Source organism: Simiduia aestuariiviva (genome assembly GCF_014192475.1).
Lineage (GTDB): Bacteria > Pseudomonadota > Gammaproteobacteria > Pseudomonadales > Cellvibrionaceae > Simiduia > Simiduia aestuariiviva.
The window spans coordinates 436,099-456,069 of record NZ_JACHXZ010000004.1 but is presented as its reverse complement, the minus strand read 5'-3'; the positions used below and the strand labels follow the sequence as shown (position 1 = coordinate 456,069).

20 protein-coding genes are annotated in these 19,971 nt (G+C 50.0%); all 20 read right to left on the bottom strand.

What is annotated here, in order from left to right; translation table 11 throughout:
• Window positions 1–32: 32 nt before the first annotated feature.
• The 20 genes from FHS30_RS15015 to rnpA all read right to left on the bottom strand — a co-directional run bounded on the left by FHS30_RS15015 (window position 33) and on the right by rnpA (window position 19,960).
• Window positions 33–776 (bottom strand): TlyA family RNA methyltransferase, encoded by a 744-nt coding sequence (locus FHS30_RS15015; protein ID WP_183911325.1) that lies wholly within the window; start codon window positions 774–776, stop codon window positions 33–35.
• Window positions 777–2,606, bottom strand: coding sequence for a glutamine--fructose-6-phosphate transaminase (isomerizing) (gene glmS, locus FHS30_RS15010; RefSeq protein ID WP_183911324.1), 1,830 nt, complete (start codon window positions 2,604–2,606; stop codon window positions 777–779).
• Window positions 2,607–2,667: 61 nt separating this feature from the next.
• The gene (gene glmU, locus FHS30_RS15005; RefSeq protein WP_221197327.1) at window positions 2,668–4,029 is read right to left on the bottom strand and encodes a bifunctional UDP-N-acetylglucosamine diphosphorylase/glucosamine-1-phosphate N-acetyltransferase GlmU; all 1,362 of its coding nucleotides are present in this window, start codon (window positions 4,027–4,029) and stop codon (window positions 2,668–2,670) included.
• A 144-nt stretch (window positions 4,030–4,173) separates the two neighbouring features.
• Window positions 4,174–4,599: a F0F1 ATP synthase subunit epsilon gene (locus tag FHS30_RS15000; protein WP_183911322.1), complete on the bottom strand. Its 426-nt coding sequence runs from the start codon at window positions 4,597–4,599 to the stop codon at window positions 4,174–4,176.
• Between the two features lie 24 nt (window positions 4,600–4,623).
• Window positions 4,624–6,006, bottom strand: coding sequence for a F0F1 ATP synthase subunit beta (gene atpD, locus FHS30_RS14995; RefSeq protein ID WP_183911321.1), 1,383 nt, complete (start codon window positions 6,004–6,006; stop codon window positions 4,624–4,626).
• A gap of 48 nt (window positions 6,007–6,054) precedes the next feature.
• Window positions 6,055–6,915, bottom strand: coding sequence for a F0F1 ATP synthase subunit gamma (gene atpG, locus FHS30_RS14990; protein WP_183911320.1), 861 nt, complete (start codon window positions 6,913–6,915; stop codon window positions 6,055–6,057).
• A gap of 55 nt (window positions 6,916–6,970) precedes the next feature.
• Window positions 6,971–8,515, bottom strand: coding sequence for a F0F1 ATP synthase subunit alpha (gene atpA / locus FHS30_RS14985; RefSeq protein ID WP_183911319.1), 1,545 nt, complete (start codon window positions 8,513–8,515; stop codon window positions 6,971–6,973).
• Between the two features lie 25 nt (window positions 8,516–8,540).
• Window positions 8,541–9,077: a F0F1 ATP synthase subunit delta gene (locus FHS30_RS14980; protein WP_183911318.1), complete on the bottom strand. Its 537-nt coding sequence runs from the start codon at window positions 9,075–9,077 to the stop codon at window positions 8,541–8,543.
• Window positions 9,078–9,088: 11 nt separating this feature from the next.
• Window positions 9,089–9,559, bottom strand: coding sequence for a F0F1 ATP synthase subunit B (locus FHS30_RS14975; protein ID WP_183911317.1), 471 nt, complete (start codon window positions 9,557–9,559; stop codon window positions 9,089–9,091).
• Between the two features lie 51 nt (window positions 9,560–9,610).
• Window positions 9,611–9,859 (bottom strand): F0F1 ATP synthase subunit C, encoded by a 249-nt coding sequence (gene atpE, locus FHS30_RS14970; protein WP_015047823.1) that lies wholly within the window; start codon window positions 9,857–9,859, stop codon window positions 9,611–9,613.
• A gap of 62 nt (window positions 9,860–9,921) precedes the next feature.
• Window positions 9,922–10,848 (bottom strand): F0F1 ATP synthase subunit A, encoded by a 927-nt coding sequence (gene atpB / locus FHS30_RS14965; RefSeq protein WP_183911316.1) that lies wholly within the window; start codon window positions 10,846–10,848, stop codon window positions 9,922–9,924.
• A 49-nt stretch (window positions 10,849–10,897) separates the two neighbouring features.
• Entirely contained in the window at window positions 10,898–11,272 is a 375-nt protein-coding gene (locus tag FHS30_RS14960) for an ATP synthase subunit I (protein ID WP_221197326.1), read from the bottom strand.
• Between the two features lie 166 nt (window positions 11,273–11,438).
• Complete coding sequence (locus FHS30_RS14955; protein ID WP_183911315.1) at window positions 11,439–12,350, bottom strand: ParB/RepB/Spo0J family partition protein; 912 nt, start codon at window positions 12,348–12,350, stop codon at window positions 11,439–11,441.
• Window positions 12,351–12,371: 21 nt separating this feature from the next.
• A complete protein-coding gene (locus FHS30_RS14950) occupies window positions 12,372–13,172 on the bottom strand; it encodes an AAA family ATPase (protein WP_183911314.1) in 801 nt (266 codons plus the stop codon).
• Between the two features lie 16 nt (window positions 13,173–13,188).
• Window positions 13,189–13,830, bottom strand: a complete 642-nt coding sequence (rsmG, locus tag FHS30_RS14945) for a 16S rRNA (guanine(527)-N(7))-methyltransferase RsmG (RefSeq protein WP_183911313.1) — start codon at window positions 13,828–13,830, stop codon at window positions 13,189–13,191.
• Between the two features lie 21 nt (window positions 13,831–13,851).
• A complete protein-coding gene (gene mnmG / locus FHS30_RS14940) occupies window positions 13,852–15,744 on the bottom strand; it encodes a tRNA uridine-5-carboxymethylaminomethyl(34) synthesis enzyme MnmG (RefSeq protein ID WP_183911312.1) in 1,893 nt (630 codons plus the stop codon).
• A gap of 523 nt (window positions 15,745–16,267) precedes the next feature.
• Entirely contained in the window at window positions 16,268–17,629 is a 1,362-nt protein-coding gene (gene mnmE, locus FHS30_RS14935; RefSeq protein ID WP_183911311.1) for a tRNA uridine-5-carboxymethylaminomethyl(34) synthesis GTPase MnmE, read from the bottom strand.
• A 66-nt stretch (window positions 17,630–17,695) separates the two neighbouring features.
• On the bottom strand, window positions 17,696–19,345 hold the full coding sequence (yidC, locus tag FHS30_RS14930) for a membrane protein insertase YidC (RefSeq protein ID WP_425502403.1): 1,650 nt from the start codon (window positions 19,343–19,345) through the stop codon (window positions 17,696–17,698).
• The gene (gene yidD, locus FHS30_RS14925) at window positions 19,341–19,595 is read right to left on the bottom strand and encodes a membrane protein insertion efficiency factor YidD (protein WP_183911309.1); all 255 of its coding nucleotides are present in this window, start codon (window positions 19,593–19,595) and stop codon (window positions 19,341–19,343) included. Before yidD ends, yidC begins: the two co-directional genes overlap by 5 nt.
• Complete coding sequence (gene rnpA / locus FHS30_RS14920) at window positions 19,592–19,960, bottom strand: ribonuclease P protein component (protein ID WP_183911308.1); 369 nt, start codon at window positions 19,958–19,960, stop codon at window positions 19,592–19,594. The genes yidD and rnpA overlap by 4 nt, the downstream gene beginning before the upstream one ends.
• Window positions 19,961–19,971 lie beyond the last annotated feature (11 nt).

Here is a 19,971-nt window from a genome sequence, read left to right as displayed (position 1 = left end):
CAACGCTCGTGTTAAGCCATTTTTTCTATAAATCATTTTCGCGCAAAAATAAAAAACTCCTTATTTCCGTCGCCACCCTCGATGTCGGAAGGAAAATAATATTGTACTTGCATTCCTAGTGAAGCCAAACACTCTCGTATTTTTAATTCAACAAAAGGATAGGATTGATTGGTCTTTACTAATCCATTTTTACCTATGTGCTCCGGTTGCAGCTCAAACTGTGGTTTAACCAATGACAAAAGGTGAGCGCCTTTTTTAAGGAGCGGCACTAGGGACGGAATAATCAGTGTTTGCGAGATGAACGATACGTCCATTACCGCCAGATCGAAACCCTGACTGTTGGCAGTATGTGAAAGTAGCGCTTGTGTCGGTAATTCTCGGCCGTTGATGCCTTCATAGCAGACGACTCTTGGATCAACTCGCACGGATTGTACGAGTTGATCACGGCCGACATCGACGCCCACTACCTTGGCGACGTCGCGTTGTAGTAAGCAATCGGTAAAGCCACCGGTAGACTGGCCCATATCGATCGCTGTGAGGCCCTTGACGTCGAGCTCCAGTTTATCCAGTGCGCCTGCGAGTTTTATACCACCACGTGACACGTATTGCGTAACGTCGCTTTGTGCAACGTGCAAGCGCATGTCACTTTCATAGACGAAGGAGGACTTTTGAATGGGTTGACCGTTGACTGACACGGCACCTGCTTTAATTAACGCCTGAGCCTGTGATCGGGAGCGGGCAAAGCCGCGCTCCACGAGGGCAACATCGAGTCTCATTTATTCGACGGTAACTGATTTAGCGAGGTTGCGAGGCTGATCCACGTCGGTACCCTTTACAATAGCTACATGATAGCTCAATAGCTGCAGGGGAATGGTATACACCATGGGCGCTATGGTATCGGGCACTGAGTGTACGTTAATCACGGTGACATCATCGGAACTTGGAAATGCAGATGCTTGATCGGAGAACACAAATAGTTTGCCGCCCCGCGCTTGTACTTCTTCCAAGTTTGATTTCAACTTTTCCATTAATTCGTTGTTTGGTGCAACGGCAACAATGGGCATGTCTGCATCGACTAGTGCAAGCGGTCCGTGTTTAAGCTCACCCGCTGGATAGGATTCAGCGTGAATGTAGGAAATTTCCTTAAGCTTAAGGGCCCCCTCCATTGCCACAGGGTATTCAACACCACGGCCAAGAAATAACGCGTGTTTCTTATCCGCGAATTTTTCGCTGGTAATTTTTATTTCAGTGTCCAAGGTCAAAGCCTTGGCAACCTCGTCAGGCACCGTGGCGAGAGCCGCTACCATTTTTGCTTCTTGATCTGCACTTAAACCATGTCTGCGGCCGAGTGCAATGGTAAGCAACTGCAATGCAATAAGTTGTGTGGTGAATGCCTTTGTGGAAGCCACACCGATTTCAGGGCCGGCCTGGGTCATGAATACTAGGTCGGATTCGCGCACTAATGAAGAATTCGGCGCGTTGCAGATCACGAGGCTCGCGAGGTAATCACTTTTCTTTGCTTCTTTAAGCGCTGCAAGTGTGTCGGCGGTTTCACCAGACTGTGAGATGGTGACAAACAGTGTATTTTTAGGCACAAACACTTTGCGATATCGATATTCGCTGGCCACTTCAACCTGACAAGGAATCGAAGCAATAGATTCCATCCAGTATTTCGCCACTAAACCTGCGTGGTAACTGGTTCCACAGGCAACAATTTGAACGCCCTCAACCTTATCGAAAATGCCACTGGCGTCTGCGCCAAAAGCTGCTTCAAGTACTTTTGTTTTACTAATGCGCCCTTGCAAGGTGCGTGCAAGTACCGTGGGCTGCTCGAAAATTTCTTTGAGCATATAGTGGCGGTACTGGCCTTTATCAGCGACCTCCGCTTTATCGGTCAACTGGTGTATGTCGCGATCAACAAGGTCGCCTTCGATATTATAAATAGCAACCTTATCGTCATTCAGGTGTACAAAATCACCTTCATTCAAAAATACAAAGCGGTCAGTAACCTGACGGAGTGCCATTTGATCAGAGGCGACGAAATTTTCTTCAATACCCAAGCCCAATACCAGCGGGCTGCCACTGCGGCAGGCAACCAGTTCATTGGGGCGATTGATGTCGATTACAGCAAGGGCGTAGGCGCCGTCGAATTGCGCAACGGCCGCTTGCAGGGCATCTATGAGCGAAAGGCCCTCTGAAGTTAAATTGTGGATCAGGTGTGCGATTACTTCTGTGTCAGTCTCAGACACAAATTCGTAGCCCTTTGCTTTTAGTTTCTCGCGCAATTCACCGTGATTCTCAATGATTCCATTGTGCACAACGGCAATATCGCCTGAGCAATGGGGATGGGCGTTGAGTTCTGTGGGTTTGCCATGGGTAGCCCAGCGAGTGTGCGCAATACCCGTAAAGCCCTGTGTAGGATTGCTGTCTAGCTTGTCGGTGAGGCCTTTAACCTTGCCAACCGCTTTGCGAATTTGCAGAGCGCCATCTTTATCAATGACCGCAACCCCGGCTGAGTCATAGCCGCGGTACTCTAAGCGCATCAAGCCTTCTACTAAAATCCCTGTAACGTTGCGGCTCGCAACCGCACCTACGATTCCACACATAATCTTTTCCTGTAAGCGTTCATCCCCAGACCAAGGGGCGAAACTGTGTTGCTAAATTTTTTTACGATTTCTTGGTTGGTTTTTGCCAGCCCGTGATATTGCGTTGTTTGGCACGCGCGATAGCCAATTCCTCTGGCTCTACATTCTTGGTAATGATCGAACCCGCGCCAACGGTGGCACCGGAACCGAGGGTCACTGGCGCAACTAACGCGGTATTCGAACCTACGAACACGCCATCGGCGATGTCAGTTTTGTATTTGTTAACGCCATCGTAATTGCAGGTAATGGTGCCCGCGCCGATGTTGACGCCTTCGCCCAGAGTGGCATCGCCCACATAGCTCAGGTGATTGATTTTGCTGCCCTTGCCTACGTAGGTTTTCTTGGTTTCCACGAAGTTGCCAATTTTTGCGCCCGCGGCTAATTCGGTGCCCGGACGCAGACGGGCATAGGGCCCAATTTCACAATTTTCAGCGACCTTTGTGTCTTCCAGATGGCTGTTAGCTTTGATTCGTACGCCATCTCCAACAGTCACATTTTTAAGCACGCAATTAGGTTCAATTACCACGTTATTGCCAAGTGTCACGGTGCCTTCAAAGACACAATTTACATCGATGATGACATCGGTTCCGCAGTGCAATTTGCCACGCACATCGAATCGATAGGGGTCTAATAGCGTCACCCCAGCTTCCATGAGTTTGTCGGCATTGGTTTTTTGGTAGTAGCGCTCTAATTCCGCCTGTTGGCGTCGGTTATTGACGCCCAGAACTTCCAATTCGGAAGTGGGGTGGATGCCTTGAACGGTGATGCCATCGCGTGAGGCCAACGCAATGATATCGGTTAAATAATATTCGCCCTGGGCATTGTCATCCGATAGCTCTGGCAACCAACGCTTGAGAAGCGCGCCCTTCACCGCCATGACGCCGGTGTTGACCTCTTGAATGCGCAGTTGTTGTGGTGTTGCATCCTTCTGTTCGACGATGGCCACAATACTATTTTCAGCATTGCGCACTATTCGCCCATAGCCAGAGGGATCGCCCAGCAATACAGTGAGCAGTGCCATGTCAAAGTGGTTTACCTGCTCGATCATGGTTTCGAGGGTGTCGGCCGCGATCAGGGGTACGTCGCCATAGAGGATCAAAACCACCGCATCATCGCGTAAGTACTGCAGCGTTTGCTGAACGGCATGGCCGGTGCCAAGCTGTTCGGTTTGTTCGACAAATTTCAATTTTGGCGCGTGAACGCGCTCGCGCACAGTTTCAGCACCGTGACCCACAACCACTATCAGTTCGCTTTCACCGAGTTGTTGGCTGGTATCGAGTACGTGTTGGAGTAGTGGCTTACCTGCGACGGGGTGCAGTACTTTGGGCAGATCCGATTTCATTCGGGTGCCTTTGCCAGCTGCCAATACAACGATGTCTAACATATTCAATCCTAATCGGTTCCCGGCCGTCCCTGGACGCCCCGACGGAACATCGTTTGTAAACGCGTTAGCCTGTGCTTACAGACCATGTAAAAACAAAAAAGGGCAGCTAATGCTACCCTTTTTTGTTGGCTTTTTCGCCTAATCTTATTTATTAAGATTTTTGCGAATTGCCTGCAGTGTACGAAGTTTGGCGGAGGCTTCAGCCAACTCCACAGCAGCGCGAGAAAAGTCGATTTCACCCGCGTTGTTATGCAGTTGCTGTTCAGCTGACTTCTGTGCTTCAAGAGCCGCCGCTTCGTCCAAATCGTCGGCACGAAGCGCTGCATCGGCCAATACGGTGACTTGGTAGGGTTGAATCTCCAAAAAACCGCCGGAAACGTAATAAATTTCCTCTTCGCCGTCTTGCTTCACGATCCGAATAGGACCTGGTTTCAAGCTGGACAATAGGGGTGCGTGGCCGTAGGTGACACCTAAATCACCTTCGGTTCCCGCAGCTACTACCAGTTCAACCAAACCGGAAAAGATCGCTTCTTCTGCGCTGACGATGTCACAGTGGACTGTCATGGCCATAACCTTTGCCTCTATTGACGGCTGTTACTTCTTCATTTTATTGGCTTTTTCGATAGCTTCATCGATAGTGCCAACCATGTAGAAGGCCTGCTCTGGCAGATTGTCGTAATCGCCTGCCAGCAGCCCTTTGAAGCCCGCAATGGTCTCTTTCAGGGTTACGTACTTGCCGGGTGCGCCGGTAAATACTTCCGCTACGTGGAAAGGCTGAGACAAGAAGCGCTCAATTTTACGGGCGCGATAAACGGTCATTTTGTCTTCTTCTGACAGTTCATCCATACCCAAAATAGCGATGATGTCTTTCAGTTCTTTGTAGCGCTGAAGTACGGTCTGTACACCACGTGCAACGTCGTAGTGTTCGGTACCGATGATCAGTGGGTCCAACTGACGAGAGGTAGAGTCCAGTGGGTCGATCGCTGGGTAGATACCCTTAGCGGCGATATCACGGCTCAATACAACAGTAGAATCCAAGTGCGCAAAAGTGGTGGCTGGCGATGGATCGGTCAAGTCGTCCGCAGGCACGTATACGGCCTGAATGGAGGTGATTGAACCGGTTTTGGTGGAGGTAATACGCTCCTGCAAAACACCCATTTCTTCAGCCAGTGTAGGCTGGTAGCCCACCGCAGATGGCATACGACCCAACAGTGCAGATACTTCGGTACCGGCCAAGGTGTAACGGTAGATGTTGTCAACGAACAACAGTACGTCCTTACCTTCGTCACGGAATTTCTCCGCCATAGTCAAGCCGGTCAGGGCTACGCGCAAACGGTTGCCCGGTGGCTCGTTCATCTGGCCGTAAACCATCGCTACCTTATCGAGTACGTTGGATTCTTTCATCTCGTGATAGAAGTCGTTACCTTCACGAGTACGCTCACCAACACCGGCAAAAACAGACAGACCACTGTGTGCTTTAGCAATGTTGTTGATGAGTTCCATCATGTTTACGGTTTTACCAACACCCGCACCACCGAACAGTCCGACCTTACCGCCCTTGGCGAAAGGACAAACCAAATCGATCACCTTGATGCCGGTTTCCAGCAAATCAGATGAAGGTGAAAGCTCGTCGTAAGCAGGGGCTTTACGGTGGATAGGCATACGCGCCTCTTCACCGATCGGGCCAGCTTCGTCAATGGGGTTGCCCAGTACGTCCATAATGCGACCTAGGGTTTGCTTACCCACAGGCACGGAGACTGGTGCTTTGGTGTTTTCAACGCTTAATCCACGGCTCAAACCTTCTGAAGAGCCCATGGCAATCGCGCGTACCACACCGTCACCCAGTTGCTGTTGCACTTCAAGGGTCAGACCTTTGTCTGCCACTGTAAGTGCATCATAAACTTGGGGTACGGAATCACGCGGAAATTCCACGTCAATAACGGCACCGATGATTTGTACAATGCGTCCGCTACTCATTTCCGGTTCCTCTTAAAAACCTAAATTTCAAATCTATTGCGCAGGGCGTTAAACCGCCGCAGCACCGCTAACGATCTCAGACAATTCCTGGGTAATGGCTGCCTGACGCGCTTTGTTGTACACCAGCTGAAGATCCTTGATCAGATCGCCAGCGTTGTCTGTGGCGTTTTTCATTGCCAACATGCGTGCAGCCTGCTCACAAGCACCGTTCTCAACCACGGCCTGATAGACCTGAGATTCGATGTAGCGAGTCAACAAACCATCCAGCAATACTTTTGCGTCTGGTTCGTACAAGTAGTCCCAGGTGTGAGACAGTTTTTCAGTTTTTTCCGCTTGCAGCGGCAGCAACTGATTGACGTAAGGCACTTGCGTCATGGTGTTTACAAAATCGTTACCCACCAAGAACAAGCGGTCGATCTTCGCCTCTGCATAGGCGTTCAGCATGGTTTTCACCGTACCAATCAATCCCGAGAGTGAAGGCTCCTCGCCCATGTCTCGCACAGATGCCACCACGTTGCCGCCGTAGCTTTTGAAGAATGACTGCGCTTTGCCGCCAATCACACAAATATCTATGCCCACGCCTTGATCAGCCCACTCTTTCATGGACTTGAGTGCGCCTTTGAACATGTTGATGTTCAAGCCGCCACACAAACCACGATCGGTGGATACCAAAATGTAACCGACGCGCTTAACCTCACGCTCTTGCATATACAAGTGCTGGTATTCAGGCGCTGCATTGGCAATGTGACCCACGACGGCGCGAATACGCTGTGCGTAGGGCTTGCCGAGCTGCATGCGCTCTTGCGCTTTACGCATCTTGCTCGCCGCAACCATTTCCATGGCCGAGGTGATCTTCTGCGTACTTTTAATACTCGTAATCTGAGTACGTATCTCTTTTCCGGCTGCCATATCGGGCCTCAAACAGATTCGTTAAAGTTATTGGTGGGCGCTGTGCGCCCAGCAATTACCAGGTTTGGGTTGCCTTGAATTTCTCGAGAGCAGCCTTAAACGTTGCAGAAATTTCGTCGTTGAAATCTCCGCTTTCGTTAATCTTCTTCATGAGATCGCCGTGTTCAGCGTTCATGTAAGAAAGCAGGGCACTTTCGAAGGCGCCAATTTTGGCTACTTCAACGTCTTTCAGGAAACCTTCGTTAGCGGCGTAAACCACCACAGCCAACTCGCCCACTTTCAGGGGCTGGTACTGTTTCTGCTTCATCAGCTCGGTTACGCGCTCACCGTGATCTAACTGAGCTTTAGTGGCTTCATCTAGATCAGAGGCAAACTGTGAGAAGGCAGCCAGTTCGCGGTACTGCGCCAGTGCGGTACGGATACCACCGGACAGTTTTTTCACGATCTTGGTCTGCGCGGCACCACCTACGCGAGATACCGAAATACCGGCGTTCATGGCTGGGCGTACACCCGCGTTGAACAAGCTGGTTTCCAAGAAGATCTGGCCATCGGTAATGGAGATCACGTTGGTTGGTACGAAGGCAGATACGTCACCGGCTTGCGTTTCAATGATAGGCAGGGCGGTCAATGAACCGGTCTTACCTTTAACGGCACCTTTGGTGAACTGCTCGACATAATCGGCGTTCACGCGTGATGCACGCTCCAACAAGCGCGAGTGCAAATAGAATACGTCACCTGGGTAGGCTTCACGGCCTGGTGGACGACGCAACAACAATGAAATTTGACGGTAGGCCCAAGCCTGCTTGGTCAAATCATCGTAAATGATCAATGCATCTTCACCGCGATCGCGGAAGTATTCACCCATGGTACAGCCGGCAAAAGGCGCCAAGAACTGCATGGCCGCTGGATCAGAAGCGGTGGCGGCGATCACAATGGTGTGATCCATGGCGCCGTGCTCTTCCAACTTACGTACTACAGCTGCTACTGAAGATGCCTTCTGACCGATAGCGACGTAAACACACTTAACGCCAGTACCTTTTTGGTTGATGATGGCATCAACGGCGATGGCGGTCTTACCAGTCTGACGGTCACCAATGATCAGCTCGCGCTGACCGCGACCGATAGGCACCATGGCATCAACCGCTTTCAAACCAATCTGAATTGGCTGATCTACGGATTGACGCTCAATTACACCGGGAGCAATTTTTTCTAGCGCATCGGTTTCAGTGGTGTTTAACGCACCCTTACCGTCGATGGGGTTGCCCAGTGCGTCCATCACGCGACCCAACAGGGCCTCGCCAACGGGCACTTCTAGAATGCGACCGGTACAACGGACTTTTTGGCCTTCTGCCAAACCGGAGGTATCACCCAGAACCACAGCACCCACAGAGTCCTGTTCAAGGTTCAAGGCCATACCGAAACGGCCGCCGTCGAATTCAATCATTTCACCGTACATAACGTCGGCCAATCCGTGGATACGGATAATGCCGTCGGATACGGAAACAATGGTGCCCTCATTTTGGGCTTCAGTAGCCACATCGAGACTGTCGATGCGCTGCTTGATAATTTCACTGATTTCCGAAGGATTCAGTTGCTGCATGCTTTTGTCCTCAATCCTATAAGAGTTAGGCGTTCATCGCTTCGGCGAGTTTGGCCAGCCGGCCGCGCACGGAACCATCAATGATGGTATCGCCAGCGCGAATAACAGCGCCGCCGATCAAGTCCTGATCAACGCTAGCCTGAACACGCACATCACAGCTGAGCTTTTTGCTCAGTGCGCTTGCCAGTTTCTCTTGAAGGTCGGCGGAAAGGGTAAATGCTGATACCACTTCCACATCGATGGTTTTTTCCTGTGCGGCTTTAAGCTGCTCGAAAATTACCGCAATGTGCGGCAATAGAGTCAGGCGCTTATTGGCTGCCAGGTTCTTAATAAAGTTTTGGCCGGAGCCGCTCAATGTATCCGCGCAAACATCGACAAAAATTTGCGCTTTTTGATCTGCAGTGTAAGACGGCAGGCTAAGTACCTGCTGCATCACTTCCTGCTGCGACACGGCCGCAGCCGTGTTCAGCATGGCAGACCAGCCAGCCAGATCCTTTGCCGCCAACGCGTATTCAAAAGCCGCTTTAGCGTAAGGCCGTGCCAAGGTGGTCAATTCAGCCATGGAATCCTCGCTTAAAGCTCTTGCGCTAATTGATTAAGCAGTTCCGAATGCTTGGCTTCATCTACCGACGAGCCCAACACTTTGGTCGCACCAGCCAAAGCCAAAGTGGCGACCTGCGCACGCAGAGCCTCTTTTGCACGGTTGGATTCCTGCAAAATTTCTGCCTGTGCAGCAGCTTTCAATCGATCGCCTTCGGCGCGCGCTTGCTCTTTTGCCTCTTCGACAATTTGCGCTGCACGCTTGTTGGCCTGCTCAACGATGGTCGCCGCTTGAACCTTGGCTTCCTTCAGTTGATCAGTTGCTTTTTTCTGCGCCAACTCGAGATCTTTGTCGGCGCGTTCCGCCGCCTGCAGACCTTCGGCAATTTTCTTCTCACGCTCAGCCATAACGCCGATCAGCGCGGGCCATACGTATTTCCAGCAGAACCAAACGAATACTAAAAACGTAACCGTTTGGCCTATCAGGGTCAGATTAATATTCACACCAACACCTCTTGCTCTTTAGTGAGTGGTTAAAAGGCAAAAAGGGTGGAATTAACCTGCCAGGCCTGGAGCCACAACGAAGATCAGGTACATGCCGATACCAACACCGATCATAGGCACCGCATCAAGCAGACCCGCCATCAGGAACATTTTGCCTTGCAGCGCAGGGGCCTGTTCTGGCTGGCGCGCAGCGCCTTCCAACAACTTGCCACCCAGAGTACCAAAACCAATCGCAGTACCCAGAGCGCCCAGACCGATCAGCAGTGCAGATGCTACGTATACCAAACCAAGTGCTTCCATTGTTATCTCCTAGAGTAGGTAAAGTTAAAACGAATTTCAGTTAACGAATTTAATGTATTAAATCAGTGGTCTTCGCCGGTATCGTGCGCCATGGCCATATACACCGTGGTCAACACCATAAATACGAAAGCCTGCAGGGTAATTACCAAGATATGGAATACCGCCCAACCCCATTGCAATACGCCAGCACCTGCAAACAACAATGCACCGCCACCGAACATCAACGCAATAAGGATAAAAATCATTTCACCGGCATACAGGTTGCCGAACAATCGCAAACCCAATGAAATTGGCTTGGCAATCAGTGAAACAGTTTCCAGAATCAAGTTAATTGGAATCAGGAAAATATCGACGTACCACTTGCCCGCATGGAAAGGGTGCAGGGTCAATTCCTTCACAAAACCCATCAAACCTTTTTCTTTAATACTGAAAAACAGCATCAACAAGAAGACCGCAAAGGCCATTCCCAAGGTGATATTAGGGTCTGTGGTGGGTACAACTTTGAAAAACAAGTGATCATTGCCGGCAATTTTAGCCGCCGCCATGGGCAACCAATCCACCGGGATGAGATCCATGAAGTTCATCATGAATACCCACATAAATATGGTTAACGCCATTGGCGCAATCATGGTGTTGCGGTGGTGAAAGATGTCTTTCACAGTGTTGTCCACAAACTCAACCACCAGTTCCACAAAGCTTTGAACGCCAGTGGGGACGCCAACAGTCGCCTTGGAAGCTACACGGGCGAACAAAAATGCAAAAATAACACCCAATGCAATGGACCAGCCCATGGAGTCTAGATGCACAGCCCAAAATCCCATATCAACAGCTTCTTGAGATGTGTGAGCCAACGTCCATGTGGACTCTTCCAGCACAGTGATACTGCCATCGGCGTTCACGCGCTCATAGCCCGCGGGCAATTTCCCATAGGCCATATTCTGGAGGTGGTGTTGGATATAACCGGTTGTGGTGATTTCTTCGCTTGCCATAATGCTTCAAGCACCTCAATGATTTTAAGAAAGCTATCGACTTTGCTGGTTACGCCTGCCGGGCTGCAAGCCCAACTTGAATTGCCAAAAATAGGCAATAGGTCGTAAATAACACCAGCGGTTGCACCGGTAGTGGGGACCCAAAGATCAACCCGAAACCCACCAGTGTTAGTACAAATTTTCCACTTTCGCCCCGGTAAAAAGATCTAACTACCCAAGGGGCAGCGCGCGCACCAGAGAAACGCCAAGCCAGACCGGCAAAATAGGCATGGGGGACGATGGCAACCATTCCACCCAAGAGACAAGACACCCAAATTGAGGAGCTAGCCACATCAACAAAACCCGCAACTGCCGTCAGCAGCGCGAGTAACGTTAGCTCTATCCCCAACCACTGTAAAATCGGAGGCTTGTATTTGCTTGCCACGTGTACTTCTCAGGTAGTCTTATGCGCGGCTTGCTTGATGACCATTTTGCACCGGATCTGCCCGCGCGCACCGTTTGGCGGCACAAGGGCGACGCGCATTATAGGTTTAAAGGGTGCTGCATTCAACCAGCTTAATTAAGCATCTCAACAGGTTTGTAAGCACTTACTAAGCATTATTTTTATAACGCAGGTGCGCGAGTATTCCATCCAGCTCATCTAGGCTGTTGTAGCTTAAGACCAACTTGCCTTTCCCCTTCGCACTCTGCTGCAGCTGTACCGGTACACCAATGTGTTCTGCCAAACTCTCTTCAAGGTGGCGTACATCTGGACTGATTGCCTGAGCCGGTACCGCTTTCGTTTGTTCCTGTTGGACCTTTCGTACCAGTGCTTCAGTTTGGCGCACTGATAACCCACGGGCAGCTACCTGACGCGCAATTTCGCGTTGATCTATCTCATCCAAGGTCAATAAGCAGCGGGCGTGCCCCATTTCCAGGTCGCCATGCTCCAACATCTTTTTGACATCTTCGGCTAAAGCAATCAAACGCAACAGGTTGGTGACTGTGGTCCGCGATTTACCAACGGCATCCGCCACTTCTTGCTGGGTTAGGTCAAATTCATCCTGCAGTCGTTTGAGCGCCACAGCCTCTTCAACGGGGTTCAAGTCCTCGCGTTGGATGTTTTCAATCAGCGCCATTGCGATGGCGGCTTCATCTGGCACATCGCGCACCACCGCGGGTATTTTGTCGATCCCCGCCAGTTGTGTTGCACGCCACCGGCGTTCACCGGCAATAATTTCGTAGCGCGGGGAGCCATCTGGCTCGGTGCTGATAATTCGGACTACGATGGGTTGCATAACCCCTTGAGCCTTGATGGACGCCGCCAACTCCTCCAGAGCCTCTTGGTGCATATCCCGACGCGGTTGGTATTTACCTCGTTGAATAAATTCAACCGGCAACTCCGTTAATAATCCATCGGTACTTGGGCCTTTTGCCGCGACGTTTTCGCCCGCTTGGGCGGGCTTGCCTGCGCCGAGCAGGGCATCTAACCCTCGTCCTAGACCTTTACGTTTCGCTGCCATCGAATTTAGATTCCGTGTCCGTTATTGGGCATTTGTATTAGCGAGCTGCTTAATATGGGCTTCATCGCGACGCAATATTTCACCCGCTAGCGCCAGGTATGCAATAGCACCTTTCGATTGATTATCGTAAGCCAATGCGGGCTGACCAAATGACGGGGCCTCAGCTAAACGCACATTGCGGGGAATACAGGTGCGATACACCTTATCGCCAAAGTATTCTGTCAGTTGCGCCGACACATCCACCGTCAGACTGTTGCGCGGGTCGTGCATGGTACGCAGAATCCCCTCAATGGCAAGCTTGGGATTCAGCACTTCGGTAATTTGCTGAATTGTCTGCATCAAAGCGGATAATCCCTCTAACGCATAATATTCGCACTGCATCGGAATAATCACGCTTTGACATGCACTCAATGCATTGACGGTCAGCATATTCAGGGAGGGAGGACAGTCGATAAGAATAAAATCGTACCGCGCTTGAGCCTCTTTCAAGGCACTCCGCAGCCGCGTTTCCTTTTCGCTTAACTCCAGCAAGCGCACTTCGGCTGCGGTTAAATCGCCGTTCGCAGGTAGTACATCGTAGCCACCGGACTCAGAATGCTGCAGCACATCCAGTAGCTTTGCCTCTCCCAGCAAAACGTCGTAGACGGATTCCTCCAACTCATTTTTATCAATGCCAGAACCCATGGTGGCATTGCCTTGTGGGTCAAGATCTACCAAAAGTACCCGCTTTTTAGTGGCCACTAGAGATGCAGCCAAGTTGACACAGGTAGTGGTTTTACCCACGCCGCCTTTCTGGTTGGTAATCGCGTAAATCTTGCTCACGTTTTTATCCTTGTTATCAATCGGGTTGCCGGCGCAATTCGAGTAGATGGCGTTCACCATCACAACCCGGCACATCGAGCGGGTGACAAGACTCGACATTATAGTGTTTTGTCAGGTCACTCAACTCAGATTCTGGATAGACTCCTTTAAGTGCCCAAAACCGGCCATCGTTCGCTATTAACGAATGGCAACCGTCCACCATATCTTTCAAACTTGCAAACGCTCGGCTAATTACACCATCGTAAAGTTCAGTGGGCGAAAAACTTTCTACCCGACGGTTTTCCACTTGCACATTGGCTAGCTGTAATTGCGTTTTGACCTGAAATAGAAATCGCGTTTTCTTGCCGTTACTATCAAGTAATGTGAAATGGCAATCCGGTTTCATAATCGATAGCGGAATACCTGGCAATCCCCCACCCGTGCCCACATCAATAAATCGCTTACCGGTAATGATTGGCAACACTACCAAGCTGTCTAACAAGTGGCGCGACACCATCTGCTCTCGATCGCGTATGGCAGAAAGATTGTAGGTTTTGTTCCATTTTTCGAACAAAATCAAGTATTCAACCAATTGCCGTTGCTGTTCAACAGTGGCTGAAATACCTATTTGCGCTAAACCTCGTTCCAGCTGATCTGAAAACAGCGCTCTTGAATCCATGTGTTTCACTCGAGTTTTCAACTACACCGCTAGGGTGGTGGATTTTTTAAGGAGACCGCGTTTTTTTAAAAAAATCATCAACAGTGAAACCGCCGCTGGAGTTACACCAGGAACGCGCGCGGCGCGTGCGAGGGTTTGCGGCTTAGCTTCCGCCAATTTTTGTTTTACCTCATTCGACAAGCCATCCACCGATTGGTAATCCAAATCTTCAGGAAGCAACATCGCTTCGTTAGCACGCAAACGATCGATGTCTTCTTGTTGCCTATCGATATAACCCGCGTATTTAATCGCAATTTCTACTTGCTCGGATACATCCGGAGCCACTGGCGCACTGGCGGGTTTTGGTAGATCCTCATAACGCAGTTCAGGGCGCTTCAACAAATCATGTAAATTATATTCGCGGGTTAACGGACTTCCGATTTTCGTCTCTAAGGTTTTTGCTTCAGCGCTTGCGGCTTGCACCCAAGTTTCTTTTAAACGCTGTGCCTCTAAAGCAATCGCCTCGCGCTTAATATTAAATGCAGCCCAGCGCGCATCATTCACTAAACCAAGCTCGCGACCTTTTTCAGTGAGACGTAAATCAGCATTGTCTTCGCGCAGTAGTAATCGGTATTCCGCGCGGCTGGTAAACATGCGATAAGGTTCTTGAGTACCAAGTGAAATTAAATCGTCAACCAACACACCCAAGTACGCTTCTTCACGACCTGGACACCAAGCCGGTTTATTTTGTGCACGCAACGCCGCATTGGTACCCGCTAACAACCCTTGTATACCCGCTTCTTCGTAACCCGTCGTGCCGTTAATTTGTCCGGCAAAAAACAAGCCGTTGATCGCCTTGGTTTCAAAGCTGTATCGAAGATCTTGTGGATTGAAAAAATCGTACTCAATGGCATAGCCTGGTCGAATGATATGGGCATTCTCAAAGCCGTTGATGGAGCGGACTAAATTTAACTGCACATCAAACGGCAAACTGGTGGAGATGCCGTTCGGATAGAGCTCATGGGTCGATAGCCCTTCCGGTTCTATAAAAACTTGGTGCTTGTCTTTATCGGCAAACCGATGAATTTTATCTTCGATTGACGGACAGTAACGCGGGCCAACGCCCTCAATAACACCTGAGTACATGGGCGAGCGATCTAAGCCACCGCGAATGATGTCGTGGGTTTGTGTATTGGTGTAGGTAATCCAGCAACAGCGCTGCTCTGGGTGGTGCGAACGATCACCCAAATAGGACATCACCGGACGTGGATCATCGCCCCATTGTTGCTCTAATTCTGAAAAATTTACCGAGCGCGCATCAATACGCGGCGGCGTACCGGTTTTTAGTCGCTCCACGCGCAACGGCAACTCACGCAACCGGTTGGCCAACGCAATGGCGGGTGGGTCACCTGCGCGTCCGCCGGAGTAGTTGTCCAAGCCTATGTGAATCTTGCCACCCAAAAACGTGCCCGCCGTTAGAACCACGGAGCTGGCGAAAAACTTTAAGCCCATCTGAGTCACTACGCCTTCAACCTGATCATTGCGAACAATGAGGTCATCAGCGGCTTGCTGGAAAATCCAGAGATTGGGTTGGTTTTCCAACGTATGGCGTATTGCCGCTTTGTAGAGCACGCGATCTGCCTGTGCTCGTGTCGCTCTAACCGCCGGCCCCTTGCGCGCATTCAGCACGCGAAATTGAATACCGGCTCGATCAGTCGCTTCAGCCATGGCACCGCCCAAGGCGTCAATCTCTTTAACCAAATGACTCTTACCAATCCCTCCAATAGCGGGGTTGCAAGACATCTGGCCCAACGTTTCAACGTTATGGGTGAGCAATAGAGTTTTCATGCCCATGCGAGCAGCTGCTAGACAAGCCTCTGTACCAGCGTGACCGCCACCGATAACGATGACATCAAAACGGCTTGGGTAATCCATGGTGTTTATATACGGAAGAAAAAAGGGCAGCGATTATATGCTTTGCGACGGAATTGTACAAAAAAAGAACGAGATCGAATTTACTAATCTTTTTAATGTTTTAAATAAATAAGTAAATATATAGGTATATATAGAGTGTTTTTTAAAGATGTTGTTATATATGGTGCGCAAGAATTCTGTGGGTAAGTGATATTTTACTAATAAAAACAATGACTTATTGCAATAATAACTTGCTTATAAGCAGGGCTTAAAGGTCTGTGTATTGGGTATACAAGGTGTTGTTAAAAGTGGGGGTTATGCACAGACCAAAAAACCCTCATTAGAAGTGCGAATTTCATGCAAAGGTTGTTAGTCCACTTAAGGTCAGGTAGCCCACACAGTTATCCACAAGCCATGTTTTTTAAGAGATAAAAGCGCCAAAAAACAACAGTTTAGTGGATAAACCTGTGAGTAGTTGTTAATAACTTCAGGGTAAGCAGTTGATTAGCTTATAAATTAATCATTCCAACCATGGGGACTTGGCTTATTTTCCTATACAAAAAGATGAAAATATCTTTCCAAGTAAGGCGTCTGCGCTAAGTTGACCGGTGATTTCGCCGAGGGCAGATTGAGCGGCACGAAGATCTTCTGCGAGCAATTCCCCCGCGCCATAGCCATTGAGCTGCTGTTGACCTTGGTGCAAGTGGGCTAGACAGCGATCGATGGCATCTAAATGTCGACGTCGAGCCGTAAAGCTGCCTTCGGTGCCAGCATGGAAGCCCATTACAGACTTTAGGTGGTCTCTGAGTAGATCTAAACCAGCGCCTGATTTTGCGCTGATGGCCAACACCGCAGGCTTATCGCTTAACCAACCCGACGCCTGTCCCGGTAGATCTGCTTTGTTGATTAGCGTGGTAATTCGGTTGGGGTCTAATTTTTTAGCGACATTAGGGAGTAGATCTTCGAGGCTGTCTTTTTGGTGGTCAGTGCGACTGGGATCTTTCACAACCAGAACGCGATCGGCATTCAGAATGGCCTCAATAGCGCGCTCTATGCCTATGGCTTCAACCTGGTCTGGATTCTCTCTCAACCCTGCGGTGTCAATAATGTGTAATGGCATGCCATCTATGTGGATGTGCTCTCGCAAAATGTCGCGGGTGGTACCCTCTATGTCAGTGACAATTGCAGTTTCTCTACCGGCAAGGGCATTGAGTAAGCTCGACTTGCCCGCATTTGGACGACCTGCGATGACGACATTCATTCCCTCGCGCATTAGACAGCCTTGGCGCGCCTCCTGTTGCACCCGGTCCACAGAGGCCAAGATATCGGTCAACTGACCAGTCACATGGCCGTCTGATAGAAAATCAATCTCTTCCTCTGGGAAGTCGATGGCGGCCTCTACGTAGATACGAAGATTGGTTAAGGCTGTTAACAGTTCATTGATGCGGTTTGAAAACGCGCCTTGTAACGAATTCAGGGCATTGCGAGCCGCCTGGTCCGAGTTTGCGTCTATGAGGTCGGCAATGGCCTCTGCCTGTGCCAGATCCAGCTTGTCGTTCAAAAACGCTCGTTCGGAAAATTCGCCAGGTCTGGCCATGCGCGCGCCCAGTTTGATACAGGTGGCGAGCAGCCAGTCCATGACAATAGGTCCTCCATGGCCTTGCAGTTCCAGTACGTCTTCACCCGTGAATGAGTGCGGGTTGGGGAAGTAGAGTGCAATCCCTTGATCTAATACACGTTCGCTATCCCAAAAGCTGCCATAGTGAGCTTGGCGAGGGTTGGGTGTGCGTTTGAGAATCTGTTCAGCGATAGTGAGGGCTGCGGGGCCTGAAACGCGGATGATGCCAACGCCGCCTCGACCTATAGGTGTGGCGATAGCGGCAATGGTGTCTTTTGGATAGGACATAAAAAAGGGGCCAGTAATTTTGGCCCCAATTATATATACCTAGGGGCGAGTGCGCCCCCAGTGCATTTAGGCTTGTGTGCCAGCTTCGATTTGGCGCGTAATCACGTATTGTTGAATGATTGAAATTGTATTGTTTGCTACCCAATACAAAACCAAACCTGCCGGGAACCACATGAACATAAAGGTCATGAAGATGGGCATCATTTGCATGACTTTGGCCTGGGTTGGATCTGGTGGTGTTGGGTTCAGTTTGAACTGAACGAACATAGTGGCGCCCATCAAAATAGGCAGAATAAAGAGGGGGTCTCTAACCGAGAGATCCTCAATCCAACCGAGGAAAGGAGTGTGGCGAAGTTCCACACTTTCCATTAGCACCCAGTAGAGGGCAATGAACACTGGCATCTGGACCAGGATGGGCAGACAGCCACCCATTGGGTTCACTTTTTCCTTTTTGTAGAGCTTCATCAACTCGCCAGACATCTTTTGGCGATCGTCGCCGTAACGCTCTTTCAGCTCCTGCATCATCGGGCCAAGCTTACGCATTTTAGCCATTGATCTATAACTGGCGGCCGATAGCGGAAAGAATATTGCTTTAATAACAATTGTTAATGCAATAATTGACCAACCCCAATTTCCAATAAAACCGTAGATAAAGGTCAAAAATTGAAAAAGCGGCTTAGCGATCCACCAGAGCCAGCCGTAATCTACGGTCAGGTCTAGGTAGGGCGAAATTTCCTCAAGGGTATAAACGTCTTTTGGTCCCACATAGAAGGAGGCACCCAGAGTGCCTTGGCTATTTGGGGCCACTTCCACCGCGGGTGCAGTGAAACCCATAAAGTAGAGGTCGGCATTTTTAGAGCGACGCAGGCTATAGCTATTTTGATGCTCAGGGTTGGCTATCCAGGCGCTAATAAAGTAGTGCTGTACCATCGCGACCCAGCCGCCCTGTACAGAATCTTTTACGGCCGCTTCATCCATATCCTCAAAGTCGACCTTTTTGTACTTTTCATCCAGTGTGGTGATAGCTGCACCCAAATAAGGGTTCATGCCAAAACCGACATCGGTGGGTACGGGTTGGCTGTCGCGCTTTATTTGGGCATAGAAATTTGCGCGCCAGGTTTGATCGGAACGATTGTCTACTAGATAGGATAGGTCCACCAAATAGCTATCACGGGTGAAAGTGAATCGCTTCGTCAGTGTGACATCTTGTTGTTGATAGACGAGATCTACCGTCAATGTCTTAGCGCCAGTGGCAAGCTGGTAATGGGTTTTATCCGTTTTGAAGACGGGACGCTGACCCTTGCCATCGGTGCCATTGGCCCCCACCAACCCACTTTGCGCAATGTATGCGTGTGATTCTGTTTGATTAAGCAGGACGAAGGGTTGAGGGTTGCCCAATGTTGCCAGGTGCTTAGGCAGGGCGGCGTAGACAATGTCGCCACCTTGGGTGTCAATTTTCAACACCAGGTTATCGGTGCTGACGGTAATCAATTGTTGCGCTGCGGCCTCAGCTTCCGGAACTTCGGAAGCGATAACGGGTACACCGTCATCACCCATAATTGTTTCGGGTGCCTGCGCCACTGGCGAGGATAGGGTGGTTTGTTCGCTGGTGACCTGGCTGGCTTTGCGGCGGTCATCGAATGCAGCCCACTCTTTTACCAGCATAAAGGTCACTGCGCCCATGCTGAGGATGAGTAGGTATTTAATCCAATCAATTTTCATGTTTTTTGCCGTTATCGGAATGAGAGTCGGAACTGCCCGGTACTGGGTCAAATCCGCCGGGGTGCCAAGGGTGGCATTTTATAAGGCGCGCGAGCATTAAATAACCCCCTTTTATGAAACCGTGTCGATTTATAGCGTCTTCTGCATAATACGAGCAGGTTGGATGGAATCGACATTGGTTGCCAATCCATGGACTCAGCAACCAGCGGTAGAGGTGGATGAATTTAATGGTTAGCCAGCTCATGGCTGTGTCGCACCGGCTTTTTTGATCAAACGCTTCAATTGTTGTTCTATCTGTTTGCGCAGGGTTTCGTTGTCTAACTGATCGATGCCCTTACGGGTCAAAAATACGCAGTCAATAGGCGGTAATTGGTGTTGGTAAGCGCGGAATGCCTCTCGCACTAATCGCTTGATACGATTGCGTTGCACAGCGAGGCGGGCATTTTTTTTAGCCACAACTAATCCCAGTCGTGGATTTTCTAATCCATTACTGCGGGCTAAAAACATGAAGTATTGGTGCGAAGCGCGGAAGGGTGCCTGATCAAAGACCGGCTTGAAGTCGCTGGGGGTCAGCAGTCGCAGCGCTTTGCTGAACGTAAAGCTGGGCACCCCAGAACCTC